The organism is Clostridium sp. 1001271st1 H5 (assembly GCF_005845215.1).
GTDB lineage: Bacteria > Bacillota > Clostridia > Lachnospirales > Lachnospiraceae > Enterocloster.
In genome coordinates, this window is record NZ_SPHO01000032.1 from 1 (window position 1) to 17,859 (window position 17,859).

At 53.1% G+C, this 17,859-nt stretch carries 13 protein-coding genes; all 13 read right to left on the reverse strand.

Annotation, left to right across the window (positions count from 1 at the left end):
* Nucleotides 1-492: 492 nt before the first annotated feature.
* Nucleotides 493-1,965: a xylulokinase gene (gene xylB, locus FGS84_RS28195; protein ID WP_138311514.1), complete on the reverse strand. Its 1,473-nt coding sequence runs from the start codon at nt 1,963-1,965 to the stop codon at nt 493-495.
* A gap of 20 nt (nt 1,966-1,985) precedes the next feature.
* Nucleotides 1,986-3,470, reverse strand: coding sequence for an L-fucose/L-arabinose isomerase family protein (locus FGS84_RS28200; protein ID WP_138311515.1), 1,485 nt, complete (start codon nt 3,468-3,470; stop codon nt 1,986-1,988).
* A gap of 68 nt (nt 3,471-3,538) precedes the next feature.
* Nucleotides 3,539-4,156 carry a DUF4867 family protein gene (locus FGS84_RS28205; protein WP_347563904.1) on the reverse strand — a complete coding sequence of 206 codons (618 nt, stop codon included), beginning with the start codon at nt 4,154-4,156 and terminating at the stop codon, nt 3,539-3,541.
* A 140-nt stretch (nt 4,157-4,296) separates the two neighbouring features.
* On the reverse strand, nt 4,297-5,151 hold the full coding sequence (locus tag FGS84_RS28210; RefSeq protein WP_138311517.1) for an AraC family transcriptional regulator: 855 nt from the start codon (nt 5,149-5,151) through the stop codon (nt 4,297-4,299).
* A 213-nt stretch (nt 5,152-5,364) separates the two neighbouring features.
* Nucleotides 5,365-6,768 carry a collagen-like protein gene (locus tag FGS84_RS28215; protein WP_138311518.1) on the reverse strand — a complete coding sequence of 468 codons (1,404 nt, stop codon included), beginning with the start codon at nt 6,766-6,768 and terminating at the stop codon, nt 5,365-5,367.
* An 87-nt stretch (nt 6,769-6,855) separates the two neighbouring features.
* The gene (gene amrS / locus FGS84_RS28220) at nt 6,856-7,683 is read right to left on the reverse strand and encodes an AmmeMemoRadiSam system radical SAM enzyme (protein ID WP_138311519.1); all 828 of its coding nucleotides are present in this window, start codon (nt 7,681-7,683) and stop codon (nt 6,856-6,858) included.
* Entirely contained in the window at nt 7,680-9,086 is a 1,407-nt protein-coding gene (gene amrA, locus FGS84_RS28225; RefSeq protein ID WP_138311520.1) for an AmmeMemoRadiSam system protein A, read from the reverse strand. Before amrA ends, amrS begins: the two co-directional genes overlap by 4 nt.
* A 121-nt stretch (nt 9,087-9,207) precedes the next feature.
* The gene (locus tag FGS84_RS28230; protein ID WP_138311548.1) at nt 9,208-10,395 is read right to left on the reverse strand and encodes an SLC13 family permease; all 1,188 of its coding nucleotides are present in this window, start codon (nt 10,393-10,395) and stop codon (nt 9,208-9,210) included.
* Between the two features lie 207 nt (nt 10,396-10,602).
* Nucleotides 10,603-12,360 carry an adenine deaminase C-terminal domain-containing protein gene (locus tag FGS84_RS28235; protein WP_138311521.1) on the reverse strand — a complete coding sequence of 586 codons (1,758 nt, stop codon included), beginning with the start codon at nt 12,358-12,360 and terminating at the stop codon, nt 10,603-10,605.
* A 49-nt stretch (nt 12,361-12,409) separates the two neighbouring features.
* Nucleotides 12,410-13,744, reverse strand: coding sequence for an NCS2 family permease (locus FGS84_RS28240; RefSeq protein WP_138311522.1), 1,335 nt, complete (start codon nt 13,742-13,744; stop codon nt 12,410-12,412).
* A 196-nt stretch (nt 13,745-13,940) separates the two neighbouring features.
* Nucleotides 13,941-14,747 (reverse strand): GntR family transcriptional regulator, encoded by an 807-nt coding sequence (locus FGS84_RS28245; RefSeq protein ID WP_243130102.1) that lies wholly within the window; start codon nt 14,745-14,747, stop codon nt 13,941-13,943.
* A gap of 176 nt (nt 14,748-14,923) precedes the next feature.
* Nucleotides 14,924-17,350, reverse strand: coding sequence for a nickel-dependent lactate racemase (gene larA / locus FGS84_RS28250; RefSeq protein WP_138311524.1), 2,427 nt, complete (start codon nt 17,348-17,350; stop codon nt 14,924-14,926).
* Nucleotides 17,340-17,855 (reverse strand): 3-isopropylmalate dehydratase small subunit, encoded by a 516-nt coding sequence (locus FGS84_RS28255; RefSeq protein WP_138311525.1) that lies wholly within the window; start codon nt 17,853-17,855, stop codon nt 17,340-17,342. Before FGS84_RS28255 ends, larA begins: the two co-directional genes overlap by 11 nt.
* Nucleotides 17,856-17,859: the final 4 nt, after the last annotated feature.

Genomic DNA, 17,859 nt, shown 5'->3' on the forward strand with positions numbered 1-17,859 from the left:
AGTAGATACTCTCGTATCTACTTTTTCTTGTAATACCCAAAGTCCAGAAAGAACCCAATAGTATCCTGACTTCTTTTATATTATAGTTTCATGCTTGGATTCACTGCCCAAAACCGGGCGGAAAATCAGATAATTGCTTCTTGCCAGACGGCACAGGATGAAATCCTGGTGAATGATGAATCAGCATACCATTTAAACAATGCATGCCTATGATATGGTTTAAATCTGATGAGTGGTGATAGCCTCCTATATTGACCAACTATCATCTGGTAGAATTACTATATCATAATCCCTGTGAACGTGCAAGGCAATGATATGCTGCTTATCCTGAAGCAGCACAAACCGAAACTGTACAGGCTTGACCCCATATCACATTGCCTATACTCAGCACAATGAGCACCGTCACAGAAAAAAAAGGAGCCTGACTTCCAGGGCCCCGCTGCATCCAACTGCCATGCAATGGGGCCTGAATCATCCGGCTCCCTGTTTGTATTATTCTTCCAGATTCTGGAATACCGTCTTAAGTGCAGGATACATCTGCCTGAACTTGCCGTACTGCTTTTCATACTTTCCGGCCAGGTCAGCATCCGGCTCAATGGTCTCTATGACTTTTACAATGCTGTCCGCTGCGGTCTTCACGTCCGGATACTCCCCGCAGCCCACGGCTGCCAGTATGGCGCCTCCCAGGGCAGGGCCTTCCTCGTTTTCAACCACATCCACCTTCACATTCATGATGTTGGCCACCATCTTCTTCCACAGAGGGCTCTTTGCTCCCCCGCCGCAGATTTTGGTTCGGTCGATTCGGATGCCTAAACTTCTTGCCACCTCCAGAGAATCCCTGAGTCCGAATACCACGCCTTCCAATACGGCCTGGGTCATCTCCTCTCTGCTGGTATCCATGGTCATGCCGATGAAACATGCCCTGGCCCTTGGGTCGTTATGAGGAGAACGCTCTCCCATGAGATAGGGCAGATAGAACACATGGTTCTCTCCCAGTTTCACGATTCCCTCCTGCTCCCTGGAGAATTCCTTTGTCTTAAGGATTTCCTCCATCCACCACTTATTACAGGAGGCAGCGCTTAACATACATCCCATGAGATGGAAATGCCCGTCTGCATGGTCAAAGGAATGAAGTGCATTGTTGCAGTCCACCTTAAAGCTTTCGCTGGAAATAAAGATGGTTCCGCTGGTTCCCAGGGAAATATTGCAGCATCCCTCCCCAACGGTTCCGGTGCCTACGGCAGCAGCCGCATTGTCTCCTGCTCCGGCAATAATTTTCACGTTCTGTGAAAATCCCAGCTCTTCTGCCAGTTCTGCCTTCAGATTTCCCACCACCTGATAGCTCTCATACAAATCCGGAAGCTGTTCCCTGGTGATACCGCACAGCTCCATCATCTCATCAGACCAGCACTTATGGGCCACATCCAGAAGCAGCATGCCGGAGGCATCGGAGTAATCCGTACAGAAACTGCCTGACAGCCTGTAAGCCAGATAATCCTTGGGAAGCATAATTTTACATATACGGGCAAAGTTCTCCGGTTCATTCTTCTTCATCCACAGAATCTTTGGGGCTGTAAAGCCGGTAAATGCAATATTGGCCGTGTAAGCGGACAGCTTATCCTTGCCAATGGTCTGGTTCAGGTAATCTGTCTCCTTCTCGGACCGTCCGTCATTCCAGAGGATGGCCGGGCGAATGACTTCATCCGCCGCATCCAGCGTCACAAGGCCGTGCATCTGGCCTCCGAAACTGATACCTGCCACCTGTGATTTATCGCACTCCGAAGTCAGCTCCTTCATGCCGTCCACGGAGGCTGCGAACCAGTCCTCCGGGTTCTGCTCCGACCATGCAGGATGGGGGAAATACAGAGGGTACTCCCGTGAAACCACCTTGTGGATTCGTCCGCTTCCATCCATTAATAATAATTTTACTGCTGAGGTTCCCAGGTCCACTCCTATGTAAAGCATATCTTTCCCTCCCTGCATTTTTATGCAAATGGATTCTCTGTCTTATATCTTACGCTCTTTGGCTGGTTGTAGCCGATTTCCTCCACATCCACGCCAATATACTTAAATACCTCAAATAATGCCTTGCCGTAGTTTCCAAAAGCAACTGCTCCGTGATGCGGATAGTTCTTCTCGATGAGCACATGGCGGTAGAAGCGTCCCATCTCCGGGATAGCGAACACGCCGATGGAGCCAAAGGAACGGGTTGCAACCGGAAGCACCTCTCCCTGTGCAATGTAAGCTCTCAGCTTGTTGTCTGCTGTGCTCTGGAGACGGTAGAAGGTAATGCTGCCCGGTTTTATATCTCCTTCCAGGGTTCCCTGGGTCACTTCGATTGGAAGAGCCCTGGCCATAATCATCTGGTATTTCATCTCACAGAAAGACAGCTTTCCGGAAGCTGTGTTACCGCAGTGGAAGCCCATGAATGTATCCTTAAGCGTGTAATCATATTTGCCCTTGATATCAGCCTCATACATATCCTTGGGAACCGTGTTGTTGATGTCCAGAAGAGTAACTGTATCCTGGCTGATAACTGTACCGATGTATTCGCTGAGGGCTCCGTAGATATCCACCTCGCAGGACACCGGGATTCCCTGTGATGTCAGACGGCTGTTCACATAGCAGGGCACGAAACCAAACTGTGTCTGGAATGCGGGCCAGCATTTTCCGGCAATAGCCACATACTTGCGGTAGCCCTTGTGCTCTTCCACCCAATCCTTTAAGGTCAGCTCATACTGGGCCAGCTTGGAAAGTATCTCAGGCTTTTTATTGCCTGCTCCCAGCTCTTCCTCCATCTCCTTCACAATACCTGGAATACGCTCATCTCCTGCATGCTTGTTAAATGCCTCGAACAAATCCAGCTCGGAATTCTCCTCAATCTCCACGCCCAGGTTGTAAAGCTGCTTGATTGGCGCATTGCAGGCCAGGAAATTCAGCGGCCTTGGACCGAAGCTGATGATTTTGAGCTCGCCTAATGCAGCCACTGCACGGGCAATGGGCACAAATTCATGAATCATATCCGCGAGGTCCTCTGCATCCCCTACCGGATACTCCGGAATATATGCCTTGATGTTGCGCAGCGCCAGATTATAGCTGGCATTGAGCATACCGCAGTATGCATCGCCGCGGCCCTGGCACAGATTATCGCCGGACTCCTCAGCCGCTGCCACGAACATCTTAGGTCCGTCAAAATGCTTTGCCAGCAGGGTTTCTGATATCTCAGGACCAAAATTGCCCAGGTATACGCACAGGGCGTTGCAGCCTGCCTTCTTGATGTCCTCCAATGCCTGCATCATATGTATCTCGCTCTCCACGATGCATACCGGACATTCATATATTTCTGCTGCGTCATATTTAGCCTTGTAGGCTTCCACTAATGCTTTTCTTCTGTTGACAGAAAGAGACTCCGGGAAACAGTCCCTGCTCACTGCCACGATTCCGATTTTTACTTCTGGTGTATTGTTCATTGTATTATCCTCCTCATACATGATTGATTTTATTGTCTGCATCTGAAAATTGTGTTCTGTTATCTGCATCACACGCTCAGGTTCTCACCCTTTAGGCCGATAAACGCTCCCTCCGGCAGCCCGCCCTCTGCATGTCCGATGAGCCACTTGTTCCTGGCAAATAAAAGCCTGTCCTCAGGGTCCTTTACTTCCACCGGCTCCATGTCCAGGTTGGTGTCTTTCGGAAGGACAATTACACATCGGAAGCCCTCATCCTTTACATGGCAGGGTGCATAGTGCAGGGTGGTTGCATATACCTCCACGGCTGTTCCTGCCGGAACCAGAAATGCCTCCATTCTGGATGTGTCGTATGTGTGGTCCTCCTCAATATCCTGCTGTTTTCCCAATATCAGAATCAGGTCGTCCACAGCAATGTCCACTTCTGAATCCCGGTGATATTCCACTGCATTCAGTTTCTTGTTATGTCCGTTGCAGCATCCTATCTGGATGGGCATCTGGCCGTAGATTCCATTTCCCAGCTCCTTTGCCGCAGGCAGGGCCTCCATCTCAGGCAGTGAGGGTATGTAAATAACGTCCTCAGGTAAAGGCGTTTGTTCCATTGCCTTTAGCAGACCGCTGAAATCATAACCTGTGATGACCCTTCCATAGGCTTTAAATGCCGAATCCGTCACCTTTTTGACTGTCATCCCCATGTTCATACCTCCTTGTATCGGGCCGTGCGTTTCTCCATGTGCACCGGCCTGTTTTCTCTGGTATTTATTATAATATAAACGGACAAAAAAAACGTGCTGTTATTTTACGAACTAACAGCACTTTTTTGCGATTTTTATGGGTTCGCCTGTTTCTGGTTCATCTGCTTCCGGTTCATCTGCTTCCGGTACTGACTGGGCAGGCAGCCATACCGCTTTTTAAAGGCTTTGGCAAATGCCCTTGCGTCCGCAAATCCGTGGTCCAGGGCAATGTCCCCCACATAACGGTCTGAATTCAGCAGTTCCCGCATAGCATACTTCACCCTTAAGTCCATCAGGTATGTGCGGTACCCCACCTGGGCATATTCCCTGAACATATGTGAAAGATAAGACGGCGTAAAGCCGAACCTGGATGCAACCATTTCCAGGCTCAATTCCTTGTCATAATTCTCCTTCATGTATTGGGTTACCTGGGACAGCTTGTCCAAATGCCGCTTTTGCTGTACCTGGACCTTATCAATCTGCGCAATCCTGAATTCCGTCACAATCAGATAAAGGAACTCCATAAACTGGCTCTTCACCTTCAGGCGATAGCCGAATCCCCTCTGCTCATACGTGCGGTACATGGCAATGACCAGGGACACAAGCCTGGCCCTCTGGTTCTCATCCCTATCCGCAAAGGTAATGCAGGACTCGTCACTCATATATCCTTCAAAGGATTTCATTGGAATCTGGAGTACAATGGTAATGTTGGGGTCGGGACACTCAATGGAATGGATTTCATTGGGATTCACAATGACAAAATCATTGGGGTTCAATGTATATTGTCTTGAATTGATGTAGAAGTCCAGCTTTCCCTCCAACACAAGAAACAGTTCCACAGACTGGTGCCAATGCTTGCTGACCCTGTAATTCCCATCCCTTCCCTCAAATATGAACATCCGAAAGGGCAAATCATCATTGGGAATCACTGTCTCATATCTGAAATCCATCCTGCACCTCCCCGCTTATCCTGTTATCATACATATGTAATGATATCAAATCACTGAATACATAAAAGTATAGCAAAAATAATCAAAAACAGCAATATCATGCCAGGATTCTCCTGCAGTCCGGCATTCATCTCTTCCATTGACAAAAAGGCGCGGAAACAGGGTATACCCGCTTTCACGCCGAACTGTTTTCCCTTATTCACTTTCATCTGCTCAGACATCTCTGTCCAGCTTAAAAATCACCATGGTAGCAGTCCCTTCCTGGCCGGTGGTAGGGCTGTTAAAATACAAAGACAGCGTGGTGGTTTCAGGTACCTCAATGATGAATGATACTGCCCCGAACGCAGTGGTTCTTTCTGTTCCCGTCTTAAAATAGATACCGTATTCCAGGTGTGCCCTTCCATTGTATGCAGGGGTTATCTGCATATAACTAATGTCCACCAGTATGGCAGACACCTGATAGGATATGGCGTAGTATCCTGGCATAAGGGTAATGTGGGTTGCGTCAGTCAGGACAATATTCCCGGTAGTGTCTTCCACCCCTTCTCCCATTGGAATCGGAATACCATTATTCCACAAACCGCCAAAATTGATAAACGACGCGAATACGCCTCCAGCTGCCGGGCCCGTTGGCCCGGTTACTCCTGTGGGACCTGTGGCTCCTGTGGGACCTGTGGCTCCCGCTGGTCCTGTGGACCCTGGCTGGCCGTTTTCTCCTGCTGGTCCCGGTACTCCCTGTGGGCCTGTGGCTCCCGTGGGTCCTGTGACCCCCGCCGGGCCTGCGGCTCCTGTCGGTCCTGTGGCTCCCGCCGGGCCTGCGGCTCCCGTGGCTCCTGTCACTCCCGTTGGTCCTGTCACTCCCGCCGGGCCTGCGGCTCCTGTCGGTCCCGCCGCTCCCGCCGGGCCGGTCATCCCCCGCGGGCCGGTTGCTCCCATGGGGCCCTGAATTCCTGCTGCCCCGGGGATTCCCTGGGGTCCAACAGCTCCCGGATTCCCCTGAAGTCCCTGCGGGCCCTGGGGGCCTGTTGGTCCTATGACTCCCTGGATTCCCTGAGGCCCCTGGATTCCCACCGGCCCTTGCGGACCGGTTGGTCCGGTTACTCCGGCCGGTCCCTGCACACCGGTTTCTCCTCTGGGACCTTCAGGCCCCATTACTCCGCGCGGACCTGTATCTCCTTTTGGGCCAGCGGGTCCCGGATTTCCCTGGGGCCCCTGAATTCCCATGGGGCCCTGCGCCCCTGTGGGCCCGGCTGCACCGGCCGGCCCCTGAGGACCGGTTTCCCCCCGGGGACCTTCCGGCCCCATGGCGCCGCGCAGACCGGTATCTCCCTTCGGTCCGGCAGGGCCTGTATCTCCTTTTGGTCCGGCAGGTCCCGTATTTCCCTGCGGGCCGGCGGCTCCCTGCGGACCTGTTAAGCCCCGTTCTCCCGGTATCCCCTGCGGGCCCTGAGGTCCTGCAGCGCCGCTTATTCCCGGGGCTCCCATGGGACCCCTTGGGCCAGCAGGGCCGGTATCTCCTTTGGGACCAGCCGGTCCCGCAGGTCCCGGACAGCAGCAGCACTCCTTATACCAGCATCCGGCCCTCTCCCTGAAATCCTCCTGATTACCATCCCACATTTTGGTTCCCCCTTCTGCATATATTCTGTATAAATCCATTACTATCAATATATGCATCTGTACCGCACTGTTTCCGGGGTCTTTATATCAGCAGTTTCCTGGCCACACATACTTTAAATATTCCCTGGCGGTCTGCACCAGGGCATATACCCTGGCCACATCTGTTGCAGGTCTGTCATCCATATGCCAGCGCGGGAAAAACCTGGAGACATGAAGAGGAATACCGGAGTTCAGGGATGATATCCAACCCGCCATCTCCCTCATTTCCTTCTCTGAATCATTTTCCCCGGGTACAATAAGGACGGTCAGCTCTACATGACATGCACGGCTGGCACGCTCTATAAAATGCTTTACAGTCCCAAGGTCTCCGCCCAGTTTCCTGTAATAATGCTCTGTAAAACCTTTTAAATCAATGTTCATGGCATCTGCCACCGGCAGGATTTCATCCAGTACCTGGTCCGATACGCTTCCGTTGGTGACAATTACATTTTTCATCCCTGCATTTCTCACAAGGCGCCCTGTGTCCCTGACATACTCCCAGCCCACCAGTGGTTCGTTATAGGTAAAGGCAATGCCTATATTCCCCCTTTTTCTCAGCTCCAGGGCCTTTCCCGCCAGTTCCTCAGGATTCACGGACAATGCATGGGCGTCTGCCTCCCCTGCCATGGATATCTCGTGATTCTGGCAGAAAGGACACCTCAGATTGCACCCGAAGCTTCCCACCGACAATATGGCTGAACCAGGCATGAACCGCTTCAGCGGCTTTTTCTCTATGGGGTCCAGTGCCATGGACGTAATTTTCCCGTAATTAACAGAAATCACCGCTCCCCCGGTATTCTTCCTGGCCCTGCAGATACCGGTCTGCCCATCTTCCAGGCTGCACCGGTTCATACATCCCCCGCACACAGCCCTCATGACTTTGCACCATGGCGGATTACCTCAAACCGCTCCAGCTCCACACCTGTTTCCTCCTCACGGATTCCCGCCTTGCGTTTGGCAATGGACACCTGCTCCTTCACCGTGTCCACTCCCTCCAGATTGGGAAGCAGAAGCCCCCGCTTCCTGCCCCTGGTGACAATAACCCCGTAACGCCTGGGGTCCAGCTGGTCCTCACCCTGAACCGGCTCTGTTTCCCCCAGCACATCCACACTGTATTCCAATAAGGGCAGCTCTTCTTCCCTGACAGCCGGGAACCTGGGGTCATGAATACCTGCGCTCACCGCATTCTGAATGATTTCTTCGGCAATGTTCCTGCATACCGGCGATATGGTCCCAATGCATCCCCGCAAAGCGCCTCCCTTATGGATGGATACAAAAACGCCTGCCCTGGTCCGGAGCATTTCTTCCGGCAGCCCTGCCTCTGTCCCGGCAAAGGGAATCATCCTCCCCTCATATACATAATACTCCAGTGACCTGCGGGCAAGGGATACATAATCGTCCTCTGCCATCTGCCGTCTTTTACACGCTTCCTTCTGGCATCTCTCATATGCTTCCAGGAATCTGCGGCCTTCGTCCTCCCCTGTTACACGGAACGTACAAATGCCGTATCCCACTCCAAAGGGACCCTCATAAGTCAGACGCCTGGACACAACCGCCTTTCCATCCATGGCACCGGCCATCATGGTAAAACTGCGGTGGCCGCATTCCCCCGCCTTTTCACAGAAGTCTTCCGGAAATGTCAGAAGCTCCCCAAATGCGCCTTTTCCCATGACGTCCATAATCCGCTCATCATATTCCGGTCCCTGGACGCTGTAGCCATAAGGCCCGTCCCCTCTCAGCTTATGGGACAAATCCCCGCTGGCCACAATGAATACGCTGCGCCCCAGACTTTCCGCTGCCCTGGCAATATACTGCCCTGCCCGGTAATGGTCCGCAAAGGGCAGTCCGGAGCCGCCGATACGCACCAGCTTATAATCCCTGTAATACTGGTTGATAAAAAACAGGGGAACCAGCGTTCCGTGGTCCAGCTCCTTCTCCTTCTCCCCCTCTGTGCCCATGGGAAAATCCGCCTCCTCACAGAGTTGTTCCAGCTCCCTTACAAAGGCCTCATCATACATGACTTCTGCCGAAGCCTGAGGAGCCATAAACGGCCCGAAATCCCCTCTGGCCCCCTTTCCCGGTGATACATGAAAATAGTCCCCATACATCACTGCATGAGGTGAAATCACCACAATGGTCTCCGGTTCCAGCTCTGCCGCCATCCTGGCAGCCTTCCGGTATGCTTCAATGGTTTCCTTAATCAGAACCTCCTGCCCCCTGCCCACATCCGGCACGATGAGAGGCGGATGGGGCACCATGATTCCTGCAATCACAGCCATAATACTTCTCCTTTTCTGTCCGGCACGCTTCACCGGCCCGGGACGTGCCATAAAAATCATTTCTGACACCGGCACGCTCTATTACCAGTTCTGATTTTAGTATAGCATCGGTAATCCCATTTTAAAAGGGGATAACCCACAAAGCCAGTACAAGCAGCACTGCCAGGAACAGCAGGCTGACCCCTGTGAACCAACCCAGATACCGTCCCTTTTCCATGGGATACATGCGGGCAATATATTTATACGAGATTAGGCTGGCCATGGATGCGATGAGGGTCCCAAGCCCTCCCAGATTCGTTCCCACAATCAGCGCCCTGTAATCCTGTGAAAATCCGGACAGCAGCAGTGCGGCAGGCACATTGCTGATAATCTGGCTGGCCCCCACACAGGTAATGATTTCCCTGCCTCCCAGAATGTGGTCCAGGAACCGGCAGAAAGCCGGTACCCTTCCCATATTGCCGATGAATATGAAAAAGGCGCAGAAGGTCAGGAGAAGGGAATAATCCACTGCCAGAAACAGGCCCCTGTCGGCAAACCATGCCACTGCAATTACAACAGCCAGCAGGACCGGCCAGGGAAGAATATGGGCCACACAGCCCAGGCATAGCAGAAAGAGGAACAGATACAGCCCCAGACGCCCCAATTGAATCCCCGTTCCGGCCCCGTCCATACTCACTGCTTCCTCGGAAAGTCCGGGAAAACCGCTGACCATGGGGCCCTGTCCCCTGCCGTCCGCCTCTTTTCCCGGCATTCTGTTTCTCAATCCCACCACGGCCAGGCATAGCCCCAGCATTACAAAGGATGCCGCTGTATAGGGGGCCATCAGATTCAGGAACTGGCCTGCACTTAAACCGGCTTTTGAATACAGATACAGGTTCTGTGGATTTCCCACCGGCGTCAGCATGCTGCCCAGGTTGGCTGCAATGGTCTGAAGCACCACCACGGGCAGCACCAGCGGCTCCATTCCCGCCATTTTAAGAACCGTGATGGCAAAGGGCACAAAAGTAATCAGCGCCACATCATTGGTAATAGCCATGCTGAAGAAAAAACAGAGAAATACCAGCACGGACGACACAGCCCCCGGCCCTTTTACATATCCCAGCAGCCGCTCTCCTGTTTTCTTAAACACGCCCAGGCTTTGAAGTCCTGCCATCACGGTCATCAGGCAGAACAGGAGACTGATTGTGCTGTAATCAATATAGGATGCATATTCCCTGTCCGGCCTTATGACCAGGGCAGACAAAAGCGCCAATATGGAAGCTCCGCTCAGGACAGTCTCCCTCTTAATAAATCTTTTTATCCTTTTCATCTCTATCATCTCTCAACCCCCGCTTTACGTTCATAATCCCACGACAGCCTACTATACCATCGGAAAGCCCCGGAATCAATACAAAATCTGTACAAATACAGATGTTTTTCAGCCCGCTGTTTTACCGTACCGCTGATTGTATCATGGCATGGAAAAAAGCCGGACCTAAAACGGCCGGCATGTGATTGTGCAAACTCAGCGGAGCATTCATGCCAGGAAAACAGGCATAAATGTCTGGGATTCCCCGTCCAGTACGCCTCTATCCGTCATGATGGCGCCCGGCAGGGCAGCCAGGGCAAAGGTGGACATTTTTAGCAGCGAGCTTTTTCCCGCGCACAGGTCATACACTGCTTTCTCCACCCGCTCCACCTGCGGTGCAAGGCTTTCAATGGGCAGATTAGACATCAGCCCGCCAACCGGCAGGGCCAGACTTGCCAGTACCCTTCCGTTCAATACCACGGCTATGCCCCCACCACTCTCCTTTAAGGTCTTTGCCGCAATCCACGCATCCTCCGGGTCCCGGTATATCATGGTCAGGTTATGGCAGTCATGGGACACGGTAGTGGCAATGGCGCCTTCCGTGATTCCAAAATCCCGGATAGGGACAATGGTTCTCTGGTCCAGTCCATACCGGTTGCACACGCAGGCCATGGCCAGGCCGGAATCGTGCCTGACGGAAATGTATCCGTCCTCAACAGGCAGCGACTCATAGAAGGCTTTATTAAAAGGCCCGTCATATTTACTGTAAACCACCAGCGTCTTCCCCGGCAAAGCAGGCGCTTTCAGCCTGAAATCCCCGGGGCCGGACAGGCAGGACAGCTTCATGGTATTGGCAAACCTGAGTCCGCCGCCGCAGGGACTTCCCAGATATCTTCCATTCTCAGCAACCAGCTGCCCCCGGCAGAATACATGGCTGGGCCTTTGGCCGTCCAGGGCATCCACCAGCTGCATGTCCGCCACATACCCCGGAGCAATGGCTCCAAGGTCTTCAAACCCGTACTCCCTGGCAGCGTTATAGCTGGCGTAACGGATGGCATCCAATGGATGGGCCCCATATTCTATGGCCTTTCCAACCACCCGGTTCAGATGGCCTTCGCTGTAAATCACCCCTGCATGGACATCATCCGTGCACAGGGATACGCTGTCATGCCAGCGATGCTCCCTGATTCCTTCCAGCGCATCCGGCAGATGGTTGGAAAGAGAACTGGTCTTAAGGTTCACATGCATGCCCTGGCGGACTTTCTCCCCGCACTCCCGGGCGCTGCGGCATTCATGGTCACTTTCCGGTCCTGCCAGCAGATAGGCTGCAAGGGCATTTCCCTCCAGACGGGGCGCATGGCCCTGCAGATACAGATTCCGCTTCAGGCCCTGGGCAATAATGAGGCTCATCCTTGCGTCCCCCTGGCATACATCCACATAGTTCATGATTTCCGCAATCCCCAGCACATCCGGCATGTCCAGAAGCCGGGCGATTTCCTCCTCGCCAAACACAGCCCCGCTGTTCTCCACCCCGGGTACGGAGGGCACGCAGGAGGGGGCCAGGGCAAACTGGCGCAGAGGGGTTTTCTTTGCATTGTCCAGCATGAAGCTGACGCCCTGGATGCCCATTACGTTGGCAATCTCATGGGGGTCCATGACAATGGTGGTGGTTCCCCAGGGAAGCACGGCCCTTGCAAAATTTTCCGGAATCATCATGGTGCTTTCCACATGGAGGTGGGAGTCAATAAAACCGGGAATCAGATAGCGCCCTCCTCCGTCAAAAAACTGCTCCGGGGGCAATGCCGGACACTCCCCCTCTGTCCGCACCCGAACAATGATGCCGTCCAGTATATCCACCTGGGCAGGATAAACCTCCCCGGAAAACATGTTGACAAGCCGTATATTACAGACAGTCAGGTCACAGGGAATCCTTCCCATGGCTGCCCTGACCATTTTCCCACGGTCCATCCATGCTGCTATTTTCATATCATTTCCTCCTTTCGGAAACAGGCAGTGCTCCAAACAGCCGGAAACACTAGATAAAGAACTGGATGCAGGTCAGCAGGGTAAACAAAATGGTAAAAAGAGACGGAAGCTTATCCCTTCCCCGTTCATCCGTAAACAGGTAATACGCGCTTTTCACGCAGCAGTAAGTCAGCAGGCCGATACCAATGCCCTGGGATATCCCGTAAAACAGAGTGGAAATAATCAGCATCCCTACCGGGACCCATTCCTCAATTTCAAAATCAATGGATTTAAGCCCCTGCATCATGACAAATCCGATAATGAGCAGCACCGGTGTGGTGGCTGCGGCAGGTATCATCAAAAACAGGGGGGCAAACAACACGGCCAGCAGGAAAAACACCCCGGTAACCACAGAGGCCAGTCCGGTCCTCCCTCCCACCTCAATACCGGAGGCGCTTTCCACATAGCTTGTGACCACGGTCACTCCCATACAGGTTCCCACCACAGACCCTATGGCGTCCACCAGAAAAATCTTTCCGATAATAGGAAAATTCCCGTTTTCATCCAGCATCCCCATCTGTTGTCCCAGGCCCAGGGCAGTGGCCAGCGTACCAAAAAAATCACTTACAAAGAAAGCCAGGACAAAAGCAATGTACTCCGGCCTTAAAGCGCCCGCTACGTCTGCTTTAAAAGCAATATTCCCAAGAGAGGAAAGACCTCCCGATGTAAAGATGGATGAGGGTACCCGGACCACTCCCATGGGAATGCCGGCCACGGTGGTGACAATAATGGCAATCAGCAGGGAGCTTCTGATTCTGTACTCCCGTCCTCCTGTCTTGACGCGGAGGAAATACAGGATAAAGCATATGACAATGCTGACAGCCGACAGCAGCACAGAAGGGTCGGAGAAATCACCGAATCCTCTGAAGTCCGGGTTCACCAGCCCCGAATTAACCAGGGCCGTGCGGATGATGAAAATCCCCAGGCCCGCACTAATGCCAATCTTAATGTTTTTCGGTATCAGCTCCACTATCTTTTCCCGTATCTTAAACAGGCTCAGCACCAGGAACAGGATTGCTGAAATCATGGACATGCCCAGGCCCACCTGCCAGGTAGCCAGCCCCGGCGCCACGATGGAATAGGTCAGCACGATACCGGACGCAATCCCCGGCGCCAGCGCAATGGGCATGTTGGCCGCCACCCCCATCAGCATGGTGATAAGAGCTGAAACCAATGCCGTGGCAATCAGGATTCCCACTGTATCCATCCCCGTATCCCGCATGTTCACCGGCTGCAGGATAATGATGTAGGCCATGGTGGCAAAGGTCGTCATGCCGGCCAGAACCTCGGTCCTCACGCTGGAGCCCCGCTCCCTGATTTTAAAAAATGTTTCCAATGTGTTCATAGCTTCCTCCTTTGTATTTTTATTTATTAGATTTAACGTTAGGACAAACTAAACTATACCGCAATCTGCGCCGGGGTCCATCCGCAGACCCTCTTCCGTTACAGTCATATGATATTATGGTAATACCTTTCATAGGGCATGTTTTTCCTCATTTCCCTATTTTCCATCTCCCTGTCCCTTCCTAATCCCCGCGCTGTCACCCCTCTGCATGGCGCAGCAGGTTGAAACGGATATGGTTGGTATCATAGAGAGCCACGCCGTGTATAACGGGCTCGCTGTTCCGGTCATATCCCACTGCCTGGATCATCAGCACGGAAGCTGCATTAAGAGGACATGGATGTCCCAGCATATCTTCGGCCTCCTTCTCTGACAGGGAGCTGATTTCCACCCAGTCCCGGACCACCATACGCCCGGTATATTCCTGAATCACCTCAAAGTTGGACCGTTCCTGCCAGGCTGTCCGGCCGGGCACCTGGGAAAACAGGCGGAGGGGAACCCGCCCTATGCTGACAATGGCGGGAACGCCGTCTGCCATATAAAGCTTTTCCACCCGTATGCCGCGGCCTTCCTTCCCGGCGCCAAGCTGTTCCCCATAGGCAGCCGGAATCCTCTCCTCTTCCACGGAAACCAGCCTGCACTCAGGACGGTAGCCGTTGCCGCTGATGACGGAGCCGAATTCCAGCATACTGGACAGATTTACCTTCACCTGCCTGGCAGCAGGGTTCACAAATGTTCCCCTGCCGTGAAGACGCAAAAGCAGTCCCTCCTGTTCCAAATCTGTGAGGGCCTTGCGTATGGTAATGCGGCTGACAGCAAGCTGCCTGGCCAGTTCCTCCTCCGGCGGCAGCTTTCCTGCCTCATGAAAGGCCTGGTCCGATATCAGTTTCCGCAGTGACTCCTTCACGGCGTCACTTAATGTTTTTTTACGGATAGGGGCTATCGATGACATATCATGCATCCTTTCCATCTTCTTTCCCGTTTTCATGTTTTTTTCTTCGCTCATCTTAGTATTATGGTAATACCTTTCACTCAGTGTATCATATATGTTTTTCCTTGCCTATGGATACTTTATACGAAATTTCGTTCCCAACTTCGATAGATTACACAAAAGCAGGCAAGGGCATTTTGTTTCAAATCCCCCTGCCTGCTTTCATTCAGACCGTTCATCAGCCATTTACATCAATTCGGCATCCTGTTTCCAGCCAGTACCGGCAAAGTGGAGCCTCCATAGGGCATCACAATCACTCTTGCCCCCGGCCCGATTTCCTTTACAGCCGCATCATAGGCCTCCTGCACATGGTCAAAGGGCTCCATGAAAATATCGCGGACCAATTTTGGTTCAATTCCCGATACCAGGAATATCCTGGCCCGCTTTAACGCCCTGGCAAAGGAAGCAGCCTTGTGTCCGCCAATCCGGAAATCCTTCTGTATGCGTTCCAGTATGCTGTCCAGGTCCTCTGCCTCCAGCATCCACTGCTCAAACACAGCTCCTCCCAATCCTTCCGGGCAGGCGCCGGCCAGAATTATGATTCCCCCCGGGCGCACGGCCTGCTCCGCATTGGCCAGGGCTTTCTGGGTCTGATACAGGTTCAGGTCCTTCGGCGCTCCGCCCTGGGAGACAATCACAATGTCTGCCAGCTCATTGATTTCCGTCCGGTAAAAACCGTCCAGGAACCTGCATCCCTGCCTGTGAGCCTCCTTTAAATCACCTGCCGCTGCGTGGATTACATTTTTATGTTCATCCAGCACCACATTCAGCAGGAAATCCACGCCGCAGATTCCGGCCGCCTCTTCCAGGTCCTCCCGCACCGGATTCCCTGCAAGGGTTCCTGCCTTTGCCATGGGATGAATCATCCTGCTGTGGTTTTTACGGATGGCCTCCATGGTGGAAACCCCCGGCATGATTGCCTTTGCACCGCCGGAGTAACCGGCAAAGAAATGGTACTCAATATTGCCCAGACATATCCTCAAATCAGCCTGCGCCACCTTGTCCGCTATGTCCACCGGCGTCCCGGCCTTTGTCTCCCCCATATGGATGAAGCTGCATTCGGACGAATCCATGCACCTGCAGGTATTGTAAATATCATCCCCGGCCAGATGCCGCATCTCCTCCCGGGTCTGTCTCCTGTGGGTGCCCACTGCGAACACCACCGTCACCTGGCTGCGGCTGACCCCGGCCTTTTCCAGCCGTTTGAGCACATGGGGAAGAACCTTCCAGGACGGCATGGGGCGCGTAATGTCGCTGGTGACAATGACCACATCCTTTTTCCCGGCTGCCAGTATTTCAAGCCGCTTTGTGCCCAAGGGCGAATCCAGGGCCTGTTCAATGATATCCGCCTCAGGGCGGCTTTCCTCCTTTTTATGGGGGACCAGGATATGGGCAATGGAATCCCTGGGTATGTCCACCTTTTCCGTACCTTTTCCGTAGCCAAGTTCTATCTGCTCCACTGCCCGGTGCCGCAGTTCATACACATCATTTATTTTTACCACACACGTTTCCTCCGTATCCAGGGAATTCCTTCCCCCGGCTATCCACTGGCTGTAAGCCAGCATAAAGGCAGCCGCTCCCTTCTGCTCGTCTGAGACAACCGGCTCCCCCAGATAATACCCGATGCTCCCATCCCGCTCCGGCCGGCCGGCCGGTCCCAGACCAGCGCCCGCACAGGTTCCGTCCAGGTGGAGAATACCCTCTCTCACCTTCAGCTTTTCCGTCTCCAGGGCCATCATGATAAGGTCCGCCCGGTCCGCTGTCCCCCTGTCCAGTACCCCCGTCTCATATCCCTTATAGATAGAATAGGCCACCATGGCGGAAGCGGATGTCTCCAGGTAATTGCCCGGTATCTCTCCCAGAGCCGTCAGCTGGAAAAACAGCCCTGTTTCCCGGTCCTGGTACCGGAGCATTCCATCCATGGCCTCCTTCCACAAACCGGCCAGATACTTCCATTCTTCCGTCCCTTCAGGCAATATGGAACAGCAGTCTGCCAGGGCCATCAGATACCATCCCTCTGCCCTTGACCAGAAATTAGGGGACCTTCCTGTCTCAGGGTCTGCCCAGAACTGGCATTTTCCTTCATCGTATGCATGGATGTACAGGCCGGTCCCTTCATCGTACAGAAACCGCCTGGCATTTTCAAACTGTTTCATGACGTCGCCGCAGTTCCTTCTGTCTCCCAGCTCCATTTCATACTGAAGATAAAAGGGTGCTGCCATATAAAGGCCGTCCAGCCAGATTTGACGCGGATATATCTTCTTATGCCAGAAGCTGCCGGATTCTGTCCTGGGCTGATGCCGCAGCTGTTCCATCAGCTGCTTTGCTGCCAGACGGTACTTTTCCTCTCCTGTCTCACGGTACAGAAAGAGCAGGGCGCGGCCAGACAGTATCTTATCCAGACTGTATTCCTCACTGTCATACCACTTTATCCTGCCGTCGCTGCATATGTACCGGTCCAGAAATATCCTGACTGCCTGGGCATAGCGTTCCCTGCCGGTGGCCTTGTACATGGCCTCCAGAGCCGTAAGGACGCAGCCGTCCTCATAGTTCCAGAACCTCCGGTCCAGTTTCATAAACTCTTCCGTGTACTGCCTGATATAACGTTCAGCTGTCATGGCCCTCCTCTTTCATCCGCCTGATAAACAGGGGCTTTATGCCTCCTGCTTCCAGAATGGACATTGCGTATTCCCCGATTTTCTCACACTGGAACATTTCCCCGGTATCCAGGTTTGTAAGTTCTCCTGTCCTCATGTTGAGTTTCAGGTTCTGGCCGCTTTCCACCTTTCCCCCGATGCCCTTGCACACCAGCAGGGGAAGTCCCAGATTAATGGCATTCCGGTAAAAAATCCTTGCAAAGGATTCAGCCACCACTGCCCCTGCCCCCATATGAATGAGGGCAATGGCTGCATGCTCCCTGCTGGAGCCGCATCCAAAATTAGTGCCTGCCACTATCATTCCGCCCTTTGGAAAATGTCCGGCAATTTCTTCATCCACGCCTTCCAGGCAATGGCTGCCGATTTCCTCGGGATTGGTGAGAGCCAGGTAACGGCCCGGATAAATCTGGTCCGTGTCAATGTTTTTCCCCAGCGCCAGGGCCTGGCCTGTAAATTCTTCCTTCATATCC

Excerpts from the sequence above, each read along its gene's own strand:
- xylB (WP_138311514.1), bottom strand. The coding sequence starts at position 1,965 with ATGCTTTACATAGGAGTGGACCTGGGAACCTCAGCAGTAAAATTATTA.
- FGS84_RS28200 (WP_138311515.1), bottom strand. The coding sequence starts at position 3,470 with ATGAACAATACACCAGAAGTAAAAATCGGAATCGTGGCAGTGAGCAGG.
- FGS84_RS28205 (WP_347563904.1), bottom strand. The coding sequence starts at position 4,156 with ATGACAGTCAAAAAGGTGACGGATTCGGCATTTAAAGCCTATGGAAGG.
- FGS84_RS28210 (WP_138311517.1), bottom strand. The coding sequence starts at position 5,151 with ATGGATTTCAGATATGAGACAGTGATTCCCAATGATGATTTGCCCTTT.
- FGS84_RS28215 (WP_138311518.1), bottom strand. The coding sequence starts at position 6,768 with ATGTGGGATGGTAATCAGGAGGATTTCAGGGAGAGGGCCGGATGCTGG.
- amrS (WP_138311519.1), bottom strand. The coding sequence starts at position 7,683 with ATGAGGGCTGTGTGCGGGGGATGTATGAACCGGTGCAGCCTGGAAGAT.
- amrA (WP_138311520.1), bottom strand. The coding sequence starts at position 9,086 with ATGGCTGTGATTGCAGGAATCATGGTGCCCCATCCGCCTCTCATCGTG.
- FGS84_RS28230 (WP_138311548.1), bottom strand. The coding sequence starts at position 10,395 with ATGAAAAGGATAAAAAGATTTATTAAGAGGGAGACTGTCCTGAGCGGA.
- FGS84_RS28235 (WP_138311521.1), bottom strand. The coding sequence starts at position 12,360 with ATGAAAATAGCAGCATGGATGGACCGTGGGAAAATGGTCAGGGCAGCC.
- FGS84_RS28240 (WP_138311522.1), bottom strand. The coding sequence starts at position 13,744 with ATGAACACATTGGAAACATTTTTTAAAATCAGGGAGCGGGGCTCCAGC.
- FGS84_RS28245 (WP_243130102.1), bottom strand. The coding sequence starts at position 14,747 with ATGAGCGAAGAAAAAAACATGAAAACGGGAAAGAAGATGGAAAGGATG.
- larA (WP_138311524.1), bottom strand. The coding sequence starts at position 17,350 with ATGACAGCTGAACGTTATATCAGGCAGTACACGGAAGAGTTTATGAAA.
- FGS84_RS28255 (WP_138311525.1), bottom strand. The coding sequence starts at position 17,855 with ATGAAGGAAGAATTTACAGGCCAGGCCCTGGCGCTGGGGAAAAACATT.